The following is a 15,968-nucleotide window of genomic DNA, read 5'->3' as shown; positions in this document are numbered from 1 at the left end:
AGAAGACGTACGCGGGCGCGGCCGGCCGCCACCGGCCGTGCCCGTACGTCCTCGTACCTGACAGCTCCTCGCGGACCTGACAGCTCTGAAAACGCACCCGCGGCCCTGCGCGGCACCGCTGACTACTGTGCCCCAGTCGCACGCGATCGACGTGCGGTTTCGGGGGGTAGAGCAAGCCGCCCCTGTCAATCCACGGACAGCCGCAGGGAGCAGAAGTGAACCGCATCAAGTTGTCGATGTTCGTCGCACTCGTCGTCACGGGGGCGACCGCGCTGACCGGCTGCAACAAGGGCGGCGGTGCCGCCGCCGTCGGCAGCGACGGGAAGGCGATCTACAAGATCGGCTTCCAGGGTCCGCTCACGGGCGAGAGCTCCGCGATCGGCGTGAACATGGAGAACGGCGTCAAGCTGGCCGTCAAGCAGGCCAACGCCCGCGGTGACCTGCCCTTCCACGTCGAGTACGCACCCTCCGACGACGCCGGCTCCCCGGACCAGTCCCCGGCCGCGGCGCAGAAGCTCATCGACGACGAGAGCGTCCTCGGCCTGGTCGGCCCCGCCTTCTCCGGTGCGGCCAAGGCCTCGGGCCGGCTGTACTCGGAGGCAGGCCTGGTCTCCGTCTCCCACGCCAGCAACCCCGGCCTGCCGGAGCTCGGCTTCCGCTCCTTCGTGCGCTCCGTCCCGAACGACAACGCCCAGGGCGGCGCCATGGTCACGTACTTCACCAAGCAGCTCCAGACCAAGAAGGTCTACGTCGTCGACGACAAGAGCGAGTACGGCGTCGGCCTGTCCAAGGTCGCCGAGAAGCAGTTCAAGGAGGCCGGCGTCGAGGTGGTCAAGGCCAGCGTCCCGGCGAAGACCCCCGACTACACCGCCGCCGCCACCGCCGTGAAGCACTCCGGCGCCGACGCGCTCGTCTACAACGGGCTCTACTCGGACGCGGCGCCCTTCGCCAAGAAGCTCAAGGACGTCGGCTTCGACAAGCCGAAGATCGCCAGCGACGGGACGTACGACAAGAAGTTCACCGAGCTGGCCGGCGACGCCGCCGAGGGCTGGCTGCTGACCTGCCAGTGCCTGGACGCCAATGTCGACCCGGGCACCAAGCAGTTCGCCGAGGACTACAAGACGGAGTACAAGGCCGCGCCCGGCCTGTACGCGGCCGAGTCCTACGACGCCACCAACCTCATCATCGAGCAGATCAAGTCGCTCGGCGGCGGCGACGGTGGCGACGTGCGGCGCGAAGCCGTCCTGGAGAAGGTGAAGAAGGCCACCTACAAGGGCCTCACCCGGCAGTTCTCGTTCAAGGAGAACGGCGAGTTCGCCGGCAACGGCATCTACCTCAGCGAGGTCAAGGGCGGCCGGATCACCCTCAAGGGCGACGTCGACACGCTGGTGAGCGCGGGCTGACCACCGATGACACTCCTGGAATTCCGAGACTACCTGGTCCCGGGCCTCGCCCTCGGCGCGCTGTACTCCGTGATCGCCATCGGCTACACCCTGGTCTACGGCGTGCTCAAGCTGATCAACTTCGCGCACAGCGAGGTGTTCATGCTGGGCGGCTTCGGAGCGCTGATCGTGCTCACCGAGGTCGCCCCCGGCCACCCCTCCGGACTGGTCTCCGTCCTGCTGGTCCTCCTCGGCCTGGTCGTCTCCGGCCTGGTCGGGGCGGGCACCGCCTTCGGTCTGGAGAAGGTCGCCTACCGGCCGCTGCGCAAGCGCAACGCGCCCGCGCTGATCTTCCTGATCAGCGCCATCGGCGCCTCGTTCTTCCTCTACAACCTCGCGGGCAAGCTCTTCGGACGCGACCCCAAGGCCATGCCCGCGCTGTTCGACAACGGCGTGCTCTTCCACGTCCTCGGGGCACCGGTCGACGTCGTCAAGCTGCTGCTGATCGTCGCCGCGCTGGCGATGATCGTGGGCCTGGACCTGCTGGTGCGCCGCACCAAGCTGGGCTCCGCCATCCGCGCCGTCGCACAGGACCCCGAGGCCGCGGGCCTGATGGGCGTCGACATCGACAGGATCGTCTCCCGTACGTTCGTGATCGGCGGGGTCCTCGGCGGAATCGCCGGATTCCTCTTCGGGCTCAACAGCCAGGTCTCGTTCACGATGGGCTTCATCCCCGGCATCACGGCCTTCGCCGCGGCCGTCCTCGGTGGCATCGGCAACATCCGCGGAGCCATGCTGGGCGGGATGCTCCTCGGCCTCGTCGAGACCTACAACGTTCCGCTGTTCGGCGAGGAATGGCGCTACGTCGCGGCCTTCGCGGTCCTGGTCGTCGTACTGATGTTCCGCCCGACCGGCATCCTCGGCGCGAAGCTCGGGAGGACGGCATGAGCACCGTGCTGCACGACACCAAGGCGGTGGCCCCCGGGCGGGCCCCGGCCCCGGCCGCTGCCGCCGCCGGCCGCCCCTCCGCCGAGGCCCTGGCGGCCCTGCGCAGGGTCCGTTGGTACCGGCGTCCGCGCTGGCGCAGGCTGTGCTCCCTCACCGCCGTCGGCGTCCTGCTCGCAGTGATGACCGGGGAGCAGGGATCCGGAGCGGACCTGTTGTTCTCCCTCCGTACGACCTTCACCGGAACCGCGCTGTGGGCCTGGATCGCCGCGGCCTTCGCCCTCTGGGCCGTCGCCGAGTTCGGCGCCGCCCCGCGCCGCGCCGTGGCCGTCGGCGCCAGGGCCGCCGCCGCGCCGCTGACCCGGATCCGCCCGGCGCTCGAGAGCCGCCCCCGGCTGCGTGTGGCGCTGGTCGTGGCCGGGCTGGCCGCGGCCGTGCTCCTGCCGCTGCTGTTCGACCGGTCCACGAACCAGGTACTGGTCGACTGGGTCGGCATCTACATCCTGCTCGCCCTCGGCCTCAACGTCGTGATCGGCTGGGCCGGCCTGCTCGACCTCGGCTTCGTGGCCTTCTTCGCGATCGGCAGCTACAGCACCGCCTTCTGGAGCGGACAGCTGCCCGTCAAGCCGCCGTTCGAGCTGAACCCGTTCCTGTCCATCCCGGTCGCGATGGTCACCTGCCTCCTCGCGGGCATCCTGCTCGGGGCCCCCACCCTGCGCCTGCGCGGCGACTACCTCGCCATCGTCACCCTCGGCTTCCACGAGATCATCTACCTGATCGCCAAGAACGCCGAATCGGTGACGGGCGGCTCCCTCGGGGTCTTCGGCATCCCGCACTTCTCCGTGGACCTCGGCCCCGTCCAGTACCGCTGGGGCCTGGACCCGCTGGACTACCTGTGGCTGCTCATCGGCCTGATCACGGGCCTGGTTCTGCTCTTCCGCAAGCTGGTGCGCTCCAAGATCGGACGCACCTGGGAGGCCATCCGCGAGGACGAGGTCGCCGCGGCCGCGCACGGCGTGGACACGGTGAAGTACAAGCTGATGGCCTTCGCCATCGGCGCCTCCACCTCCGGAGTCGCCGGCGCCGTCTACGCCAGCAAGGTCGGCTTCATCAACCCCGAGAACTTCCCGCTGCTGTACTCGGTGCTGGTCCTCGCCTACGTGATCTTCGGCGGGATGGGCTCCATCCCCGGCGTCCTGCTGGGAGCCGCACTGCTGGCCTATCTGCCGCACGGCCTGAAGGACGTGGTGGACCAGAAGGACCGGTTCATGTACCTGGGCGCCCTGCTGGTGGTCATGATGATCTACCGTCCGCAGGGACTCCTGCCCGCCAGGCGCCGCAGGCGCACCGTCCGCACGCGGGAGGCATCATGACGACCACACTCGCAGAACGCACGGCACCGGCACTCCCCGCCTCCGCTCCCGTCCTGCAGGTATCGGGCGTGACCCTGCGCTTCGGCGGCCTGGTCTCCCTCTCCGAAGTGGACCTCACGGTGTGCCGGGGCGAGATCCACGCGGTGATCGGCCCCAACGGCGCGGGCAAGACCTCCTTGTTCAACTCGCTCACCGGCGCCTACACACCGCAGGAGGGGCGCGTACTCCTGCGGGCCGACGCCGGTACGGAACACAGCCTGCTCGGCCGCAAGCCCCACCACATCAACCGGCTCGGCGTGGCCCGCACCTTCCAGAACATCCGCCTCTTCTCCGCCCTGACCGCGCTGGAGAACGTCAAGGTCGCCGCCGAGAGCGCCACCCGCTCCGGACCGCTGGCCATCATGCTGGGCCTGCCCCGGGCGAAGGCGGAGGAACGCGCCGCCGAGGAAAGGGCCCGGCGCCTGCTCGCACTGGTGGGCCTCGACGACCGGGCCGAGGAGCGGGCCGACTCCCTGTCCTACGGCGACCAGCGCCGGTTGGAGATCGCCAGGGCGCTGGCCACCGGCCCCCGGCTGCTCCTCCTGGACGAGCCGGCGGCGGGCACCAACCCCACCGAGAAGCGGGAACTGGCCGCGCTGATCCGCCGCATCAACCATGAACTCGACATCAGCGTGCTGCTGATCGAGCACGACATGCCCCTGGTGACCTCGGTGGCCGACCGGGTGACCGTGCTCAACTTCGGCAAGGTCATCGCCTCCGGCTCGCCGTCCGCGGTACAGCGCGACCCGGGGGTCGTGGAGGCCTACCTCGGCGTCCGCGAAACGAACTCTCGGCAGGGGGACACCCGATGACCGTCGCGACACGGCACCAGCACCGGACCGCCGCCACCACACCGGCGCGAGCGATCCTGGAACTCACCGATCTGCACGTGTCCTACGGTGCGATCAGCGCGCTGGGGGGCGTCGACATGGTCGTGCGCGAGGGCGAGGTGGTCGCACTGCTCGGCGCCAACGGCGCCGGCAAGACGACCACCCTGCGCACCGTCTCCGGCCTGCACAGACCCACTGCGGGAGCGGTGCGGTTCCACGGGGAGCGCATCGACGGCATCCCCTCCCACTCGGTCGTGGGGCTCGGCATCGGCCACTCGCCGGAGGGCCGCAGGGTCTTCCCCGACATGACGGTCCTGGAGAACCTCCACATGGGCGCCTACCGCTTCAAGCGGCTGCGACAGGAGGACCTGGACCGGGTGTTCGCCCTCTTCCCCCGCCTGGCCGAGCGGCGCACCCAGCAGGCCGGTACCCTCTCCGGCGGCGAGCAGCAGATGCTCGCCATGGGGCGCGCCCTGATGGGCCGCCCCGAACTGCTGCTCCTCGACGAGCCGTCGATGGGCCTGGCACCGCTGGTCGTGGCCCAGATCTTCGAGATCATCAAGGAGATCAACGCCCAGGGCACCACGGTGCTCCTGGTCGAACAGAACGCCGCCCAGGCCCTCAGGATCGCCGACCGCGGCTACGTCCTGGAAACGGGCCGGATCACCATGCACGCCCCGGCACACGACCTCCTCGACGACCCCCGCGTCCGCGCCGCCTATCTCGGCGAGACCACCTCCTGACACCCGTCCGACCACCCCCACCCCACCCGCCGCGGGGTCTCCGTGGCGGGTGCCGTGAAGACGGCGGCATCCGCTGCCGCGCATGCCCTCTCCGCCGCCCGTTCGAGCTCGCCGAGCTCGGGGGGCGGCGTTCGCGTCTCCCGACGCGCTCCGCGGTGGCCGTGACCGCGTTCCGGCCAACGACCGCCCCTCGGTGAGCAGTTGAGCCGCCCCCCCCGAGGGGCCGGCTCCGGAAGCCGCTCCGATCACCGGGCCCGGGACGGCCGCGGAGATCCTCTGGCCGGTTGTGGACCCTTCCACCGGTGCGCCACCGCCCTCCACCGCCCTCCACGGCCGGTCCAACCGGTCGTTCCCACCCCCCTCACGCCCCACGGGCAGCGCGCCATCTGCGGAGCGGCCGACCGGACGTATTCCCCACCCGGGCCGCCCGGGCGGGAAGGAGAGATTCCGGGACCAATTCGGCCGCGACTTGATTCAGCCTGAAAACAGAGTTCTCGCCACTGCATTCCAGACGGCAATCTCATTCCTACGAGGAAGGCCAACCGCCAACGAGACGGAGGGTCGCCGACCGGTAGGGAGTTGAGTTATGGCCAGGATCGTTCTCGTGTCGGGAAGTCTGCGCCGGCACTCGGTGAACAGTGCTGCTCTCGCCACCATCCGCAGCATTCTCGACCGGCGTGAAGGTGAATTCCGCACATGGGAGATCAAGGTCGCCGATCTTCCCCACTACAACGAGGATCTGGACGTGGGTCCCGGGCCGGCGGAGGTGCGCGCCGCACGCGAGCTGCTCATCGCGTCCGATGCCGCGATCATCAGCACGCCGTCCTACAACGGCGCCATGACAGGGGCGTTGAAGAACGCCCTCGACTGGCTCTCCCGGCCGTGGAAGGCGAGTTCGCTCTCCGGCAAGCCCGTCGCGCTCCTCACCGCTTCCCCGGGGACGTACGGCGGCGCCGACGCGCAGCCCGACACCCGCAGGGTCCTCGAACGGTGCGGCGCCGTACTGGTCGACCACGCGCGGGTGGCCATCGGCAACGCCGAGCTCCTGGTCGGCCACGAAGGGACCATCACCGAGCCCTCGGTGGTGGCGGAGCTCGAAGGCCTCGTCGACGCCACCGTCGCCGCGGTGCGCGGCCACCGCCGAGTCCCCGTCGCGGCCTAGACCGGGCCCCTCGGACGCACCCACAGACCTGCCCGTCGAGACCGTGGTCTCCGGCCGGGCACATCCATCCCCCACCCGCAGAAGGAGGTGATGTCCATGGAGAAGATCGTTCGCCGCGTCGTCCGCCACGACATCTGATTCTCCGTTCCCGGGCCGCCGTCCCCGCATCGCGAAGGAGGTGAATTCCGTGAAGAAGAATGTCGTCCGTCGCGTCGTCAACAACAGGATCTGAGCCCTTCCGGGCCGGATCGCTCCCGGTGTCCCGTCCGCTGAAGGAGGTGATTTCCGTGGAGAAGATCATTCGCCGTGTCGTCCGTCACGACATCTGATGCGCAAACCGCATCGCGGCTGAGGGGTGAACCCCTCGGGCACTCGTCTCCCGGGGAAAGCGATCGGCTTTCCCCGGGGGCTGTCCCATTGCATCCATTCATCAACAGGAGGTATTTCCGTGGCGAACCTGGAGCGCCTTACCCGCATCGTGAACAGTCCCGGCCGGGGCCTCCTGGGCGCGGATGCCCGTGGTGGTCTGCACTGGCTCGACCGCGATCTCAACGTGCTGAGTTCGTCCCATTCCTCCGCCCCGTCGCAGGACCCGGCAGGCGACCCGGTCTACGCCGTCACCTTCGTCGACGACTGGATCGTCACGCGCGACAAGGCGGGCACGATCTCCCGCTGGCACGCCGACACCCTGCGGCTCTCCGACCGCCTCGACGCCGCCGCGACCGCCGACACCTCCCTGCTCCTCGAAGGCGAGCAGCCCGCCCCCACGATGCTCCGCGGCATCGGCGTCTGGGACGGCAAGCTCTACACGAACAACGGGTACTTCCAGCTGGTCGTCATCGACCTGGAGACCTTCACCATCGAGCGGATCACCGAGTGGCCGCACGGCTACGACATGCTCGAATGGTTCTGCACCGACGCCCCCGGGGTGCACGCCGTCTCCGACCGGTCCGGCCGCATCCACCTCGGCTCGCTGCCCGAGCTCTCCTTTCCGACGGTCGTCCAGGTCGACAGGTCCAACGTCCACCGGGTCGTCTACGACGCCCGGCACGACCGCCTCTGGGCCCTCGGCGACGCGGGCATCGACGAGACCCACAACATCGCCAACGGCGTGATCACCCTCGGTCTCGACGGCACCGTCGGCGAGCGGTTCGACTACGCGCGCAACGACGTCGAAGGCCTCGTCTTCTCGCCCGACTTCACCTCCGTCTACACCGGCGGCTTCGACGGCGAGCTGCTGATCTTCGACAACACCGACCCCGAGCTGCGCGTGGCCAAGCGCGTCGGCGGCTTCAGCCACCAGATCATCGACATCACCGTCGACGAGTACGGCGACGTCTACACGCTCACCCAGGACGGTGAGGTGACCGCGCTGACGGCGGACGGCACCGTACGCGCCCGGCTCGGCTACGAGCGCCAGTGCGTGTGGGACCTCCAGCCCGTCCCGGGCGACGACAGCGCCCTGCTGGCCGCGACCGACGACGGCACCGCCCTGCTGCGCCTGGTCGAGCAGGTCCCGGGCCACCCGGCGCTGGTCCTGGCCGGACAGGAGTTCTCGGGCCTCGGCTTCACTCGCCGCCTCGTCACCCTCGACGACGGCGGCTGGGCAGGAGTCTTCTGGCCGGGGACCGTACGCCGCGTCTCCGGCGCCGGCCAGGTGGTGTGGGAGCGGGAGATGCCCGCCATCTCGCACACGCTCAGCCGGTCCCCCGACGGCAGCCGGCTGCTCGTCGCCTGCAACGCCGGCGCGATCGAGCTCGACGCCGCGACCGGCGAGGAGCTGTCCCGGATCGACGGCCTGCCCGCCAGCGCCTGGGCGAGCGCCTACCTGGAGGACGGCAGCCGGCTCATCGCCACCCGCAACGGGGTGATGGCCGCCTACTCCGCCGAGGGAGAGGCCACCTGGACCACCGAACTCGGCGGCTACCCCAAGCGCCTGCTCGTCGACGGCGACCGGGTACGCGCCACCGGTGGCGGAGGCATCAAGGAGTTCGAGGTCGGCCGACCCCGACTCGACCAGCGCTTCACCGAGTTGCTCGACAACACCGGCGAGAACTGCGTCGTGGCCGACGGCATCCTCGTCGCGATCACGTACGGCCTCCAGGTCGCGGCGTACGACCACGAATCCGGTGAACTGCTCGGGCTCCACGAGGACCTGCCCGACTTCCCCAAGGGCATCGCCCTGCTGCGCGGCCAGAACGGCACCACGTACGTCGTCATCGGCGGCCGCGGCGGATTCCTGCGGCTCTACCGGCTGGACCGCGACCGCAAGGACAGCGTCCTGACCGCCGTGCGCGACCTGTGGCTGCCCACCTCCGCCGGCGACTACCCGAACGCCGGCGCACGATGAGCGCTCCCGCGGCCACCACGCCCAAGGCGGGCCCGGCCTCCGGCTCGGACGCGGTGGTCGAGCCCTCGCCCTTCCAGAACCCGCGGTTCACGGTGTTCGCCGCGGGAAACGCGATCAACAACATCGGCGAGGCGATGTACGCCACGGCCCTGCCGTTGCTCGCCTACCGGCTGACCGGCTCGCTCGCCATCATGACCCTGCTGGCCGCCGCGGTCCCCCTCGGCATGCTCCTCGCACCCTCCCTGGGCTGGGTGGCCGACCGCTGGGGGCCGCGGGCCCTGGTCGTACCGGGCCTGCTGCTGCAGGCCGCCGCGGCCCTGGCCATGAACCTCGTCCTGCACGCGGGCACGCCCACCCCGGCCTCGCTCTTCGTCTGCGCGCTGCTCGTCGCGATCGGCGGAGCCGCGTACCGGACGGGCTGGATGACCGGGGTGCCGGGGATGTTCCCCGACTGCCCGGTGCGGGCACGAGGGACGCTGAACAGCCTGTTCTTCGCCGCCACCCTCATCGGCCCCGTGGTCTTCTCCCTCTGCCTGCCCTTCATGGGCCACGAGGGTCTGCTGTGGCTCAACCTGGCCACCTTCTTCGCCCCGATCGCGGTCTGGGCGGCGGGGGTGCACCCGCCCCGCGTGCAGCCGGGCGCGCCGGGAGGGGGCCGCCACTGGAAGCTCTCCGAAGGCTGGAAGGCGATCGCCGCGGACCGCCGCGTCCTCGACATGCTCATCGTGCAGGTGGTGCTCGCCATCACCTGCGGTGCGGGCTTCGAGGCCCTGGTCGTCTACTCGCTGGGCCACACCTGGCACCTCTCCGACCGCTCCGTGAGCGCCGTCATCACCGTGATGAACGCGTGCATGCTCGCCGGCAACCTGCTCGTCGCCCAGCGCAAGCGGATCCGCCCGTGGATCTCCCTGACGCTGGGCATGACGGCCTGCGGCCTGTCGCTGCTGCTGCTCGCCGTGCCCTGGTGGCCGGTGTTCCTCGCGGCGGTCGCGCTCGGCGCGCTCGGCGAGGGCGCCGTCCTGAGCACCGTCGTGATGATGCGGGTCAAGTACCTGCCAGGCCCGGTGCTGGGGCGCGCCTCGGGGCTGATGTGGCTCATCACCGGCGGCGCCGCACTGCTCTCGCCCGCAATCACCCCGGCGCTGACCGAGGCCGTCGGAGCACGGGGGACGTTCCTCGTGCTGGGCCTCGGCGCGTGCTCCGCCCTCTGGTACCTGAGGCGCGGCCGCAAGGACTGGGCCCGGCCGTCCGCGCCGGTCGCCTCCGCATCGAACGTCTAGGAGGAATCACCATGCAGGAAGTTGCCGAAGTATCCCGCAGGACGGCCCACCCGGGCCCCCTCCGGTCCCGTGCCACGGTCCGCTCCGAAGTGCGCGTACCGCTCGACTTCGGGACCGGCCCCCAGTTCGACGCACAGGTGATGACCTTCGACGGACTGGCCGACGGCAAGGAGCACCTGGCCCTGCGCCTGGGGGTCCTCCCGGCCGACGGAGTCCCCCTGGTCCGCCTCCACTCGGAGTGCCTGACCGGCGACGTCTTCGGATCGGCCCGGTGCGACTGCGGTCCGCAGCTGCACGAGGCCCTGCGGATGATCGACGGCGTCGGCGGAGTGCTGCTCTACCTGCGCCAGGAAGGGCGCGGCATCGGGCTCTACAACAAGCTCGACGCGTACCGGCTCCAGGACGACGGCCTGGACACGTACGAGGCCAACCGCGCCCTGGGCCTCGGGGACGACCTGCGGGACTACACGGCCGCGGCGCAGATGCTGCGGACGCTCGGGGTCACCGAGGTCGATCTGCTCACGAACAACCCCGACAAGTCCGGCCAGTTGACCCGGCACGGCATCGCCGTGCGCAGCACCGTACGGACGGGGGTGTTCGCCAACCCCCACAACATCTCTTACCTCACGGCGAAGGCCGACAAGACGCTGCACACCATCAGCCTCAAGGAGAAGATCGCGTGATCAAACACCAGGGCCCGATCAGCGGGGTCGCCACCTTCGGTGACCGCTACGTGGCCACCGCCGGCTACGACAACCAGGTCATCCTCTGGGACGCCGCCGGGCACACGCCCCTGGCCCGCGGCGTGCACGACCATCTGGTCAACCAGGTGGCGTTCAGCCCGGACGGCTCGCTGCTCGTCACCTCCTCCAGCGATTACTCCGCGCGCCTGTGGTCGGTCCCCGACCTGCGGCTGCGCGCGGTGCTCGGGGACCAGAAGGACGACGTGGAGATGTCCGTCTTCCACCCGGAGCAGCAGCTGGTCGCCACCGCCTCCCGCGACCACACGGTCCGCGTCTACGACTTCACCGGCGCCGTGGTCCGCCGCTTCGAGGGACACACCGCCGATGTGATCTCCGTCGAGTGGCTGCCCGCCACCGGCGAGCTGATCTCCTCCAGCGACGACGGGACGATCAAGCGCTGGTCGCTCGCCACGGGCGAGATGACCGCGGACATCGACCTCGACGGCGTCGAGACGGACACCATCGCGATCACGCGCGGCGGCGTGGTGTTCGCCGGCAACGACGACGGGGCCATCATCCGCATCGAGAACGGCGAGACCGAGTACTTCCCGGCCCACGACGCCGGCATCAAGCGCCTCGTCCTCAACTCCGCGACCGGCGCCCTCGTCAGCCTCAGCTACGACCGCTCCCTGCGCGTCTGGGACACGGCCGAGGGGCTGCGTCCGCTGCACACCACCGAGTTCCCCGCGGAGATCTGGGCCCGGTCCTGTGCCTTCCTCGACGACCACACGCTCGCCTTCGCCACCTTCGGCTCCACGTACGCGACGTACGACACCGCCTCCGCGACCTGGAACCTGGAGCTGGTGGAGGGCACGCGGTGCGTGAACGCCGTCACCACCCTGCCGGACGGGCGCACCTACACCGTCGGGGACGCGGGCGTCGTCCGCGTCGACGGGGTCGAGGGGGGACGTCCGGACAGCCTGTGCAACTTCCTGGTCCCCGTGGGCGGCAGGGTGCTCACCGGAGGCCAGCTGGGCCGGGTCTTCGACGCCGACACCGGCGAGACGCTCCACCAGCACCGCTCCCCGCTGAACTGCGCGGCCGCCTTCGAGCGCGACGGCGTACCGCACGTGGTCGTCGGCGCCTACACCGGTGAGGGCCTCGTCTTCGCCGTACGGGCGGACGGGGTCGTCGAGCACGTGGCGACGCTCCCGCTGCTCGCCAACGCCGTGAAGGGCCTGGCCGTATCGGGCGACACGATCTTCGCGGTGTGCGCGGACGCCTCGGCCAGCTGGTTCAGCACGCGGACCCTCCAGGAGACCGCGCGCGTGGAGGAGGCGCACACCCGGATCGCCAACGGCTGCGCACCGCTGCCCGGCGGCCGGTTCGCCAGCGTCAGCCGGGACCTGGTCCTGCGCCTGTGGGACGGCGACGGCGCGACGGCCGTACCCACCCCGCACGACCACTCCGTCAAGTGCGTCGCCGCCTCCACCGACGGAGCCCTGGTGGCCACCGGCTCGTACGGGGGCACGGTCGCCGTCTACGACACGCGCACCGGAACCTGGCCGTACGTCGGCAAGCCGACCACCGCCGGCATCTCCGGCCTCCACTACGCGCCGGAGGCGGACACCTTCCTCGCGGCCTCGTACGACGGCTCGGTGTACCCGGTCCCGGCGGTCCGGGAGCCGCACGGCGCCTGACCACCGGGGACTGCCCAGCCAGTGCCGCCGCGCCGCCGCTCCTCCGCGGCGCGGCGGCATTCGGCGTTGACGCGCGCAGGGCCGCCGTCGCCTCAGCCGGGTGTGTTCCGCCGCGCGGCGTCGGCCTGCCGCCACTGTTCGGCCGCCTGGATCATGGCCTGGCCGACGTGCTCGAAGAAGTGGCCGATGTCCTGCATCCGGATGCCGGCGGGTGTCGTGGCGCCGAGGACCCGGGCGCCGCGAAGGGCGAAGTCGGCCAGCTGGGCGTTCTGGCGGGCGCTGGCCATCCAGCCGCGGAACCAGGCGTCGGCGTCGATGACGTACCGGTCGCGCCGCCTGCCGGCGTCGCGTTCACGCCTGATGAGCTCCTGCTGTTCGAGTTCGCCGACCGCCTTGGAGACGGAGGCCGGGCTGACCTGGAGGCGCTGGGCGAGCTCGGTGGCGGTCAGACTGCCGCCATCGGTGACGTACAGGCACGTCAGTACGCGGGCGGTCATCCGCGGCAGACCCGTGCCGACCATCATCGCCGTGAACTGTTCCTCCAGTTCGAGGACGGCCTCCGGGTCGCGTCCGCGGACGTCGCCCGCCGCCGGGGAGGCGGCCGGGGCCGGGGGCCGCCTGCGGCGGCGGGCGCGCCCCGCGGTGGCGTGCTGCGCGGCGTCGGCCCGGTAGGCGGTGGGGCCGCCGTTGCGGGCCACCTCCCGGGTGACGGTGGAGATCGGCCTGTCCAGTCGCCCGGCGATCTCGGTGTAGGTGAGCCCTGCCCCGAGTCCCTCGGCGATCTCCCGTCGCTCGTTATGGGTCAGTCTGCCTCCGGGCATCGCCATGGCCTCCGCGTCGGTTCCGGGTGTGCGGCCAGTATTGCGTTCGCGGTCAGTCCATTGCAAATTCCCTGCGCGTGGATTTGCATTCGGCTTCATTGTCATTGCAAGAGTTTCGCTCAATGACCAGGCAGAATGCCGAAGTTGGTCGCTTTTTGATTGACGAAAAAGTGAAAGCAATTTAGCTTTTAGTCATTCGCGAACAAGCGGAGTGAACCGAGCAGGCCCGGCCGAGGGCTGCTCGCCGCCCTGATCGGAGCCCCCATGACATCCCTCCTCACCCCCGTGCGCGCCTGGCACCGGCCGCTGGTGGTCTGTGCCGCACTGATGCTCGGGCTGGTACTCGTCTCCGGCGTCGGCACCTTCGTCGACGGACGGACCCTGCTGGACGAGTCGGTGTGGGTGAAGCCGCTCAAGTTCGGCTTCGCCTTCGGCCTCTACGCGGGCACGCTGGCCTGGCTGCTGACCAAGCTGACGAGGGGCAGACGGCTGGGACGGTGGCTGGGCACCGTCTTCGCGGTGGCCGCCACCGTCGAGGTGGGCGCCATCACCGCCCAGGCGGCGCGCGGCACCTTCAGCCACTTCAACGCGGACCGGAGCGACCCCGTCACCCTGGCCCTGGTCCCGCTCCTCACCTTCGGCGTGATGGTCATCGTCGTCGCGCAGTTGATCCTGGCGGTCGTCGTACTGATCCAGCGCACCGGGGGAGCGGCGCTGAACCGCGCCATCCGCTCAGGCCTCGCGCTCGCCACCTTCGGCATGGTCGTTCCGGTCTTCTGGATGATCACCGAGATCCACTCCCGGACGGTGACCGACGCCAACGGCCGCCCCGTACAGATGTACCAGGGCCACGGCATCGGAGACCCCGACGGCCACGGCATGCCGCTGACCAACTGGAGCGTGACCGGAGGCGACTTCCGGGTACCGCACTTCTTCGCCCTGCACGGCATCCAGGTGCTGCTCGTGATCACCGCGGTACTGGGCGCCCTGGCCGCCAAGCACGTCCGGCTGCGCGACGAGAAGGTACGGGCACGCCTGGTCGGCAGCGCCGCCCTCGGCTACACGGGGCTGGTCGCGGTGGTGACCTGGCAGGCGTGGCGCGGCCAGTCCCTGATCCATCCCGACGCCGCCACCCTCCTCGCCCTCGCCGCGGTGCTGCTCCTCACGGCGGCGACCACCGCAGCAGTCATCGCGAAGGCCGGACGCGCCACGGCCGGACGCGCCACGGCCGGACGCGCCACGGCCGGACGGGCCACAGCCGAGCCCGTGACGGCCGACTCCGCCGCGGTCGAAGCGGCCGCGGCCGAGCCCGCCGCAGGCCCCGTGCTCTCCCGGCCGGCGTGCTGACCCCGCCTTCCCGCCCCGATGAACCGATCACCCGAAAGGAAGACCGCCATGACCACGCCCCACTCCGCCGAGGCGACCGCAACCGTGGAGGGTGCCCCGACGGACCCCGCGCCGGCCCCCGTCCGCTGCGCACTGCAGAATGCCCTGGACGGCGCCGTGGCCCAGGGCGGCGCTCCCGGCATCGTCGTCGAAGTCAGTGACGGCCGTGGCGAGTGGTTCGGCTCGGCGGGCTTCTCCGACACCGCGACCGGGCGCAAGCGCCACCCGTCCGAGCGGTTCCGCATCGGGAGCACGACGAAGGCGTTCACCGCCGTGCTGGTGCTGCAGCTGGCGGCCGAAGGCAGGCTCGGCCTCGACGACACGATGGAGCGGTGGCTGCCCGGACTGGTGGCGGGCAACGGCTACGACGGCCGTTCGATCACCGTCCGGCAGCTGCTCAACCACACCAGCGGCATCTTCAACTACGGCAACGACCCGGAGTTCTTCAAGAAGGGCATCGGCGCGCAGTGGTTCGAGCACCGCCACGACACCTACACCCCCGAGCGCTTGGTCGGCATCGGCCTGGCCACCCCGCCGGCCTTCGCTCCGGGGGACGCGTTCCTCTACTCCAACACCAACTACTTCCTGGCCGCCCTGATCGTCGAAAAGGTCACGGGCGGGACGTTCGGCGAAGCGCTCACGCAACGGATCCTCCGGCCCCTGGAGCTGACCGGGACCTACCTGCCGGACGCGGAACCGACGATCCGCGGGCCGCACCCCCGGCACTACTCCACCCTGTTCGCCCCCGGCCCCCGGCCCGAGGTGCACGACGCGACCGAGATGAACCAGTCCTTCGCATGGGCGGCCGGCGGTATCGTCTCGACCACCGGCGACCTGCGGCGCTTCCTCGGCGAGCTGCTCCGGGGGAACCTGCTGCCCGCCGATCAGCAGCAGGAGATGTTCACCACCGTCGACACCGCGGGACCCGTGCCGTGGATTCCGGGCACCCGGTACGGCCTGGGCGTCTTCTCCCAGGCGCTGCCGGCCGGCGTCACGGTCTGGGGCAATGCGGGCGCGACGTACGGCTCCTGGACCTACGCCGTGGGCTCCCGTGACGGCGAACACCTGCTCACCAGCCAGGTCAACGGAGACTGGAGCGGCCTGGGCGTCTTCGACGACATCCTCGCCACCGAGTTCGGCGTGGCTGCCGACGGCTGAGGGACGTCGGAGGCCGGACGGCGGGGCTGCTCCAAGACCGGGCGACCGCCGGCCCCGGCGGCGCCGTTCGCCCGTGCGGCGCAGTCCCGCCCGGGCGGCGCAGTCCCGCCCGGGCG

Annotated in this window: 13 protein-coding genes; 12 read left to right on the top strand and 1 reads right to left on the bottom strand. The window is 70.8% G+C overall.

Annotated features, from left to right (window positions below):
* Window positions 1-215: 215 nt before the first annotated feature.
* The 10 genes from ACFYZS_RS05740 (at window position 216) to ACFYZS_RS05695 (ending at window position 12,487) form a co-directional block, all read left to right on the top strand.
* Window positions 216-1,403, top strand: coding sequence for a branched-chain amino acid ABC transporter substrate-binding protein (locus ACFYZS_RS05740; protein ID WP_389007182.1), 1,188 nt, complete (start codon window positions 216-218; stop codon window positions 1,401-1,403).
* A gap of 6 nt (window positions 1,404-1,409) precedes the next feature.
* The gene (locus ACFYZS_RS05735; protein WP_389007180.1) at window positions 1,410-2,330 is read left to right on the top strand and encodes a branched-chain amino acid ABC transporter permease; all 921 of its coding nucleotides are present in this window, start codon (window positions 1,410-1,412) and stop codon (window positions 2,328-2,330) included.
* Window positions 2,327-3,700, top strand: a complete 1,374-nt coding sequence (locus ACFYZS_RS05730; protein ID WP_389007178.1) for a branched-chain amino acid ABC transporter permease — start codon at window positions 2,327-2,329, stop codon at window positions 3,698-3,700. The genes ACFYZS_RS05735 and ACFYZS_RS05730 overlap by 4 nt, the downstream gene beginning before the upstream one ends.
* Window positions 3,697-4,551 carry an ABC transporter ATP-binding protein gene (locus ACFYZS_RS05725; RefSeq protein WP_389007176.1) on the top strand — a complete coding sequence of 285 codons (855 nt, stop codon included), beginning with the start codon at window positions 3,697-3,699 and terminating at the stop codon, window positions 4,549-4,551. The genes ACFYZS_RS05730 and ACFYZS_RS05725 overlap by 4 nt, the downstream gene beginning before the upstream one ends.
* Window positions 4,548-5,312: an ABC transporter ATP-binding protein gene (locus ACFYZS_RS05720; protein WP_389007174.1), complete on the top strand. Its 765-nt coding sequence runs from the start codon at window positions 4,548-4,550 to the stop codon at window positions 5,310-5,312. Before ACFYZS_RS05725 ends, ACFYZS_RS05720 begins: the two co-directional genes overlap by 4 nt.
* A gap of 586 nt (window positions 5,313-5,898) precedes the next feature.
* Complete coding sequence (locus ACFYZS_RS05715) at window positions 5,899-6,474, top strand: NADPH-dependent FMN reductase (RefSeq protein ID WP_389007173.1); 576 nt, start codon at window positions 5,899-5,901, stop codon at window positions 6,472-6,474.
* Between the two features lie 448 nt (window positions 6,475-6,922).
* The gene (locus tag ACFYZS_RS05710; RefSeq protein WP_389007171.1) at window positions 6,923-8,824 is read left to right on the top strand and encodes a PQQ-binding-like beta-propeller repeat protein; all 1,902 of its coding nucleotides are present in this window, start codon (window positions 6,923-6,925) and stop codon (window positions 8,822-8,824) included.
* Entirely contained in the window at window positions 8,821-10,104 is a 1,284-nt protein-coding gene (locus tag ACFYZS_RS05705) for an MFS transporter (RefSeq protein WP_389007169.1), read from the top strand. Before ACFYZS_RS05710 ends, ACFYZS_RS05705 begins: the two co-directional genes overlap by 4 nt.
* Window positions 10,105-10,115: 11 nt before the next feature.
* Window positions 10,116-10,787, top strand: a complete 672-nt coding sequence (ribA, locus tag ACFYZS_RS05700; RefSeq protein ID WP_389007167.1) for a GTP cyclohydrolase II — start codon at window positions 10,116-10,118, stop codon at window positions 10,785-10,787.
* Window positions 10,784-12,487 carry a WD40 repeat domain-containing protein gene (locus tag ACFYZS_RS05695; protein WP_389007166.1) on the top strand — a complete coding sequence of 568 codons (1,704 nt, stop codon included), beginning with the start codon at window positions 10,784-10,786 and terminating at the stop codon, window positions 12,485-12,487. Before ribA ends, ACFYZS_RS05695 begins: the two co-directional genes overlap by 4 nt.
* Before the next feature lie 92 nt (window positions 12,488-12,579).
* Here ACFYZS_RS05695 and ACFYZS_RS05690 read toward each other — a convergent pair whose 3' ends face one another.
* Window positions 12,580-13,308 carry a MarR family transcriptional regulator gene (locus ACFYZS_RS05690; protein ID WP_389007164.1) on the bottom strand — a complete coding sequence of 243 codons (729 nt, stop codon included), beginning with the start codon at window positions 13,306-13,308 and terminating at the stop codon, window positions 12,580-12,582.
* Window positions 13,309-13,572: 264 nt separating this feature from the next.
* On the opposite strand from ACFYZS_RS05690, the gene ACFYZS_RS05685 reads away from it, so the two are divergent.
* Both ACFYZS_RS05685 and ACFYZS_RS05680 read left to right on the top strand, forming a co-directional pair.
* Window positions 13,573-14,655 (top strand): hypothetical protein, encoded by a 1,083-nt coding sequence (locus ACFYZS_RS05685; protein WP_389007162.1) that lies wholly within the window; start codon window positions 13,573-13,575, stop codon window positions 14,653-14,655.
* 48 nt (window positions 14,656-14,703) lie between these two features.
* On the top strand, window positions 14,704-15,852 hold the full coding sequence (locus ACFYZS_RS05680) for a serine hydrolase domain-containing protein (RefSeq protein ID WP_389007160.1): 1,149 nt from the start codon (window positions 14,704-14,706) through the stop codon (window positions 15,850-15,852).
* Window positions 15,853-15,968: the final 116 nt, after the last annotated feature.

The sequence above is a fragment of the Streptomyces sp. NPDC001903 genome (assembly GCF_042891345.1).
Taxonomy (GTDB): Bacteria; Actinomycetota; Actinomycetes; order Streptomycetales; family Streptomycetaceae; genus Streptomyces.
This window is presented reverse-complemented; position numbering and strand designations above follow the sequence as displayed.

Bases quoted from the DNA above. Each gene is read 5' to 3' on its own strand.
- ACFYZS_RS05720 (WP_389007174.1), top strand. From the start codon at position 4,548: ATGACCGTCGCGACACGGCACCAGCACCGGACCGCCGCCACCACACCG.
- ACFYZS_RS05685 (WP_389007162.1), top strand. From the start codon at position 13,573: ATGACATCCCTCCTCACCCCCGTGCGCGCCTGGCACCGGCCGCTGGTG.
- ribA (WP_389007167.1), top strand. From the start codon at position 10,116: ATGCAGGAAGTTGCCGAAGTATCCCGCAGGACGGCCCACCCGGGCCCC.
- ACFYZS_RS05690 (WP_389007164.1), bottom strand. From the start codon at position 13,308: ATGCCCGGAGGCAGACTGACCCATAACGAGCGACGGGAGATCGCCGAG.
- ACFYZS_RS05725 (WP_389007176.1), top strand. From the start codon at position 3,697: ATGACGACCACACTCGCAGAACGCACGGCACCGGCACTCCCCGCCTCC.
- ACFYZS_RS05715 (WP_389007173.1), top strand. From the start codon at position 5,899: ATGGCCAGGATCGTTCTCGTGTCGGGAAGTCTGCGCCGGCACTCGGTG.
- ACFYZS_RS05735 (WP_389007180.1), top strand. From the start codon at position 1,410: ATGACACTCCTGGAATTCCGAGACTACCTGGTCCCGGGCCTCGCCCTC.
- ACFYZS_RS05730 (WP_389007178.1), top strand. From the start codon at position 2,327: ATGAGCACCGTGCTGCACGACACCAAGGCGGTGGCCCCCGGGCGGGCC.
- ACFYZS_RS05705 (WP_389007169.1), top strand. From the start codon at position 8,821: ATGAGCGCTCCCGCGGCCACCACGCCCAAGGCGGGCCCGGCCTCCGGC.
- ACFYZS_RS05680 (WP_389007160.1), top strand. From the start codon at position 14,704: ATGACCACGCCCCACTCCGCCGAGGCGACCGCAACCGTGGAGGGTGCC.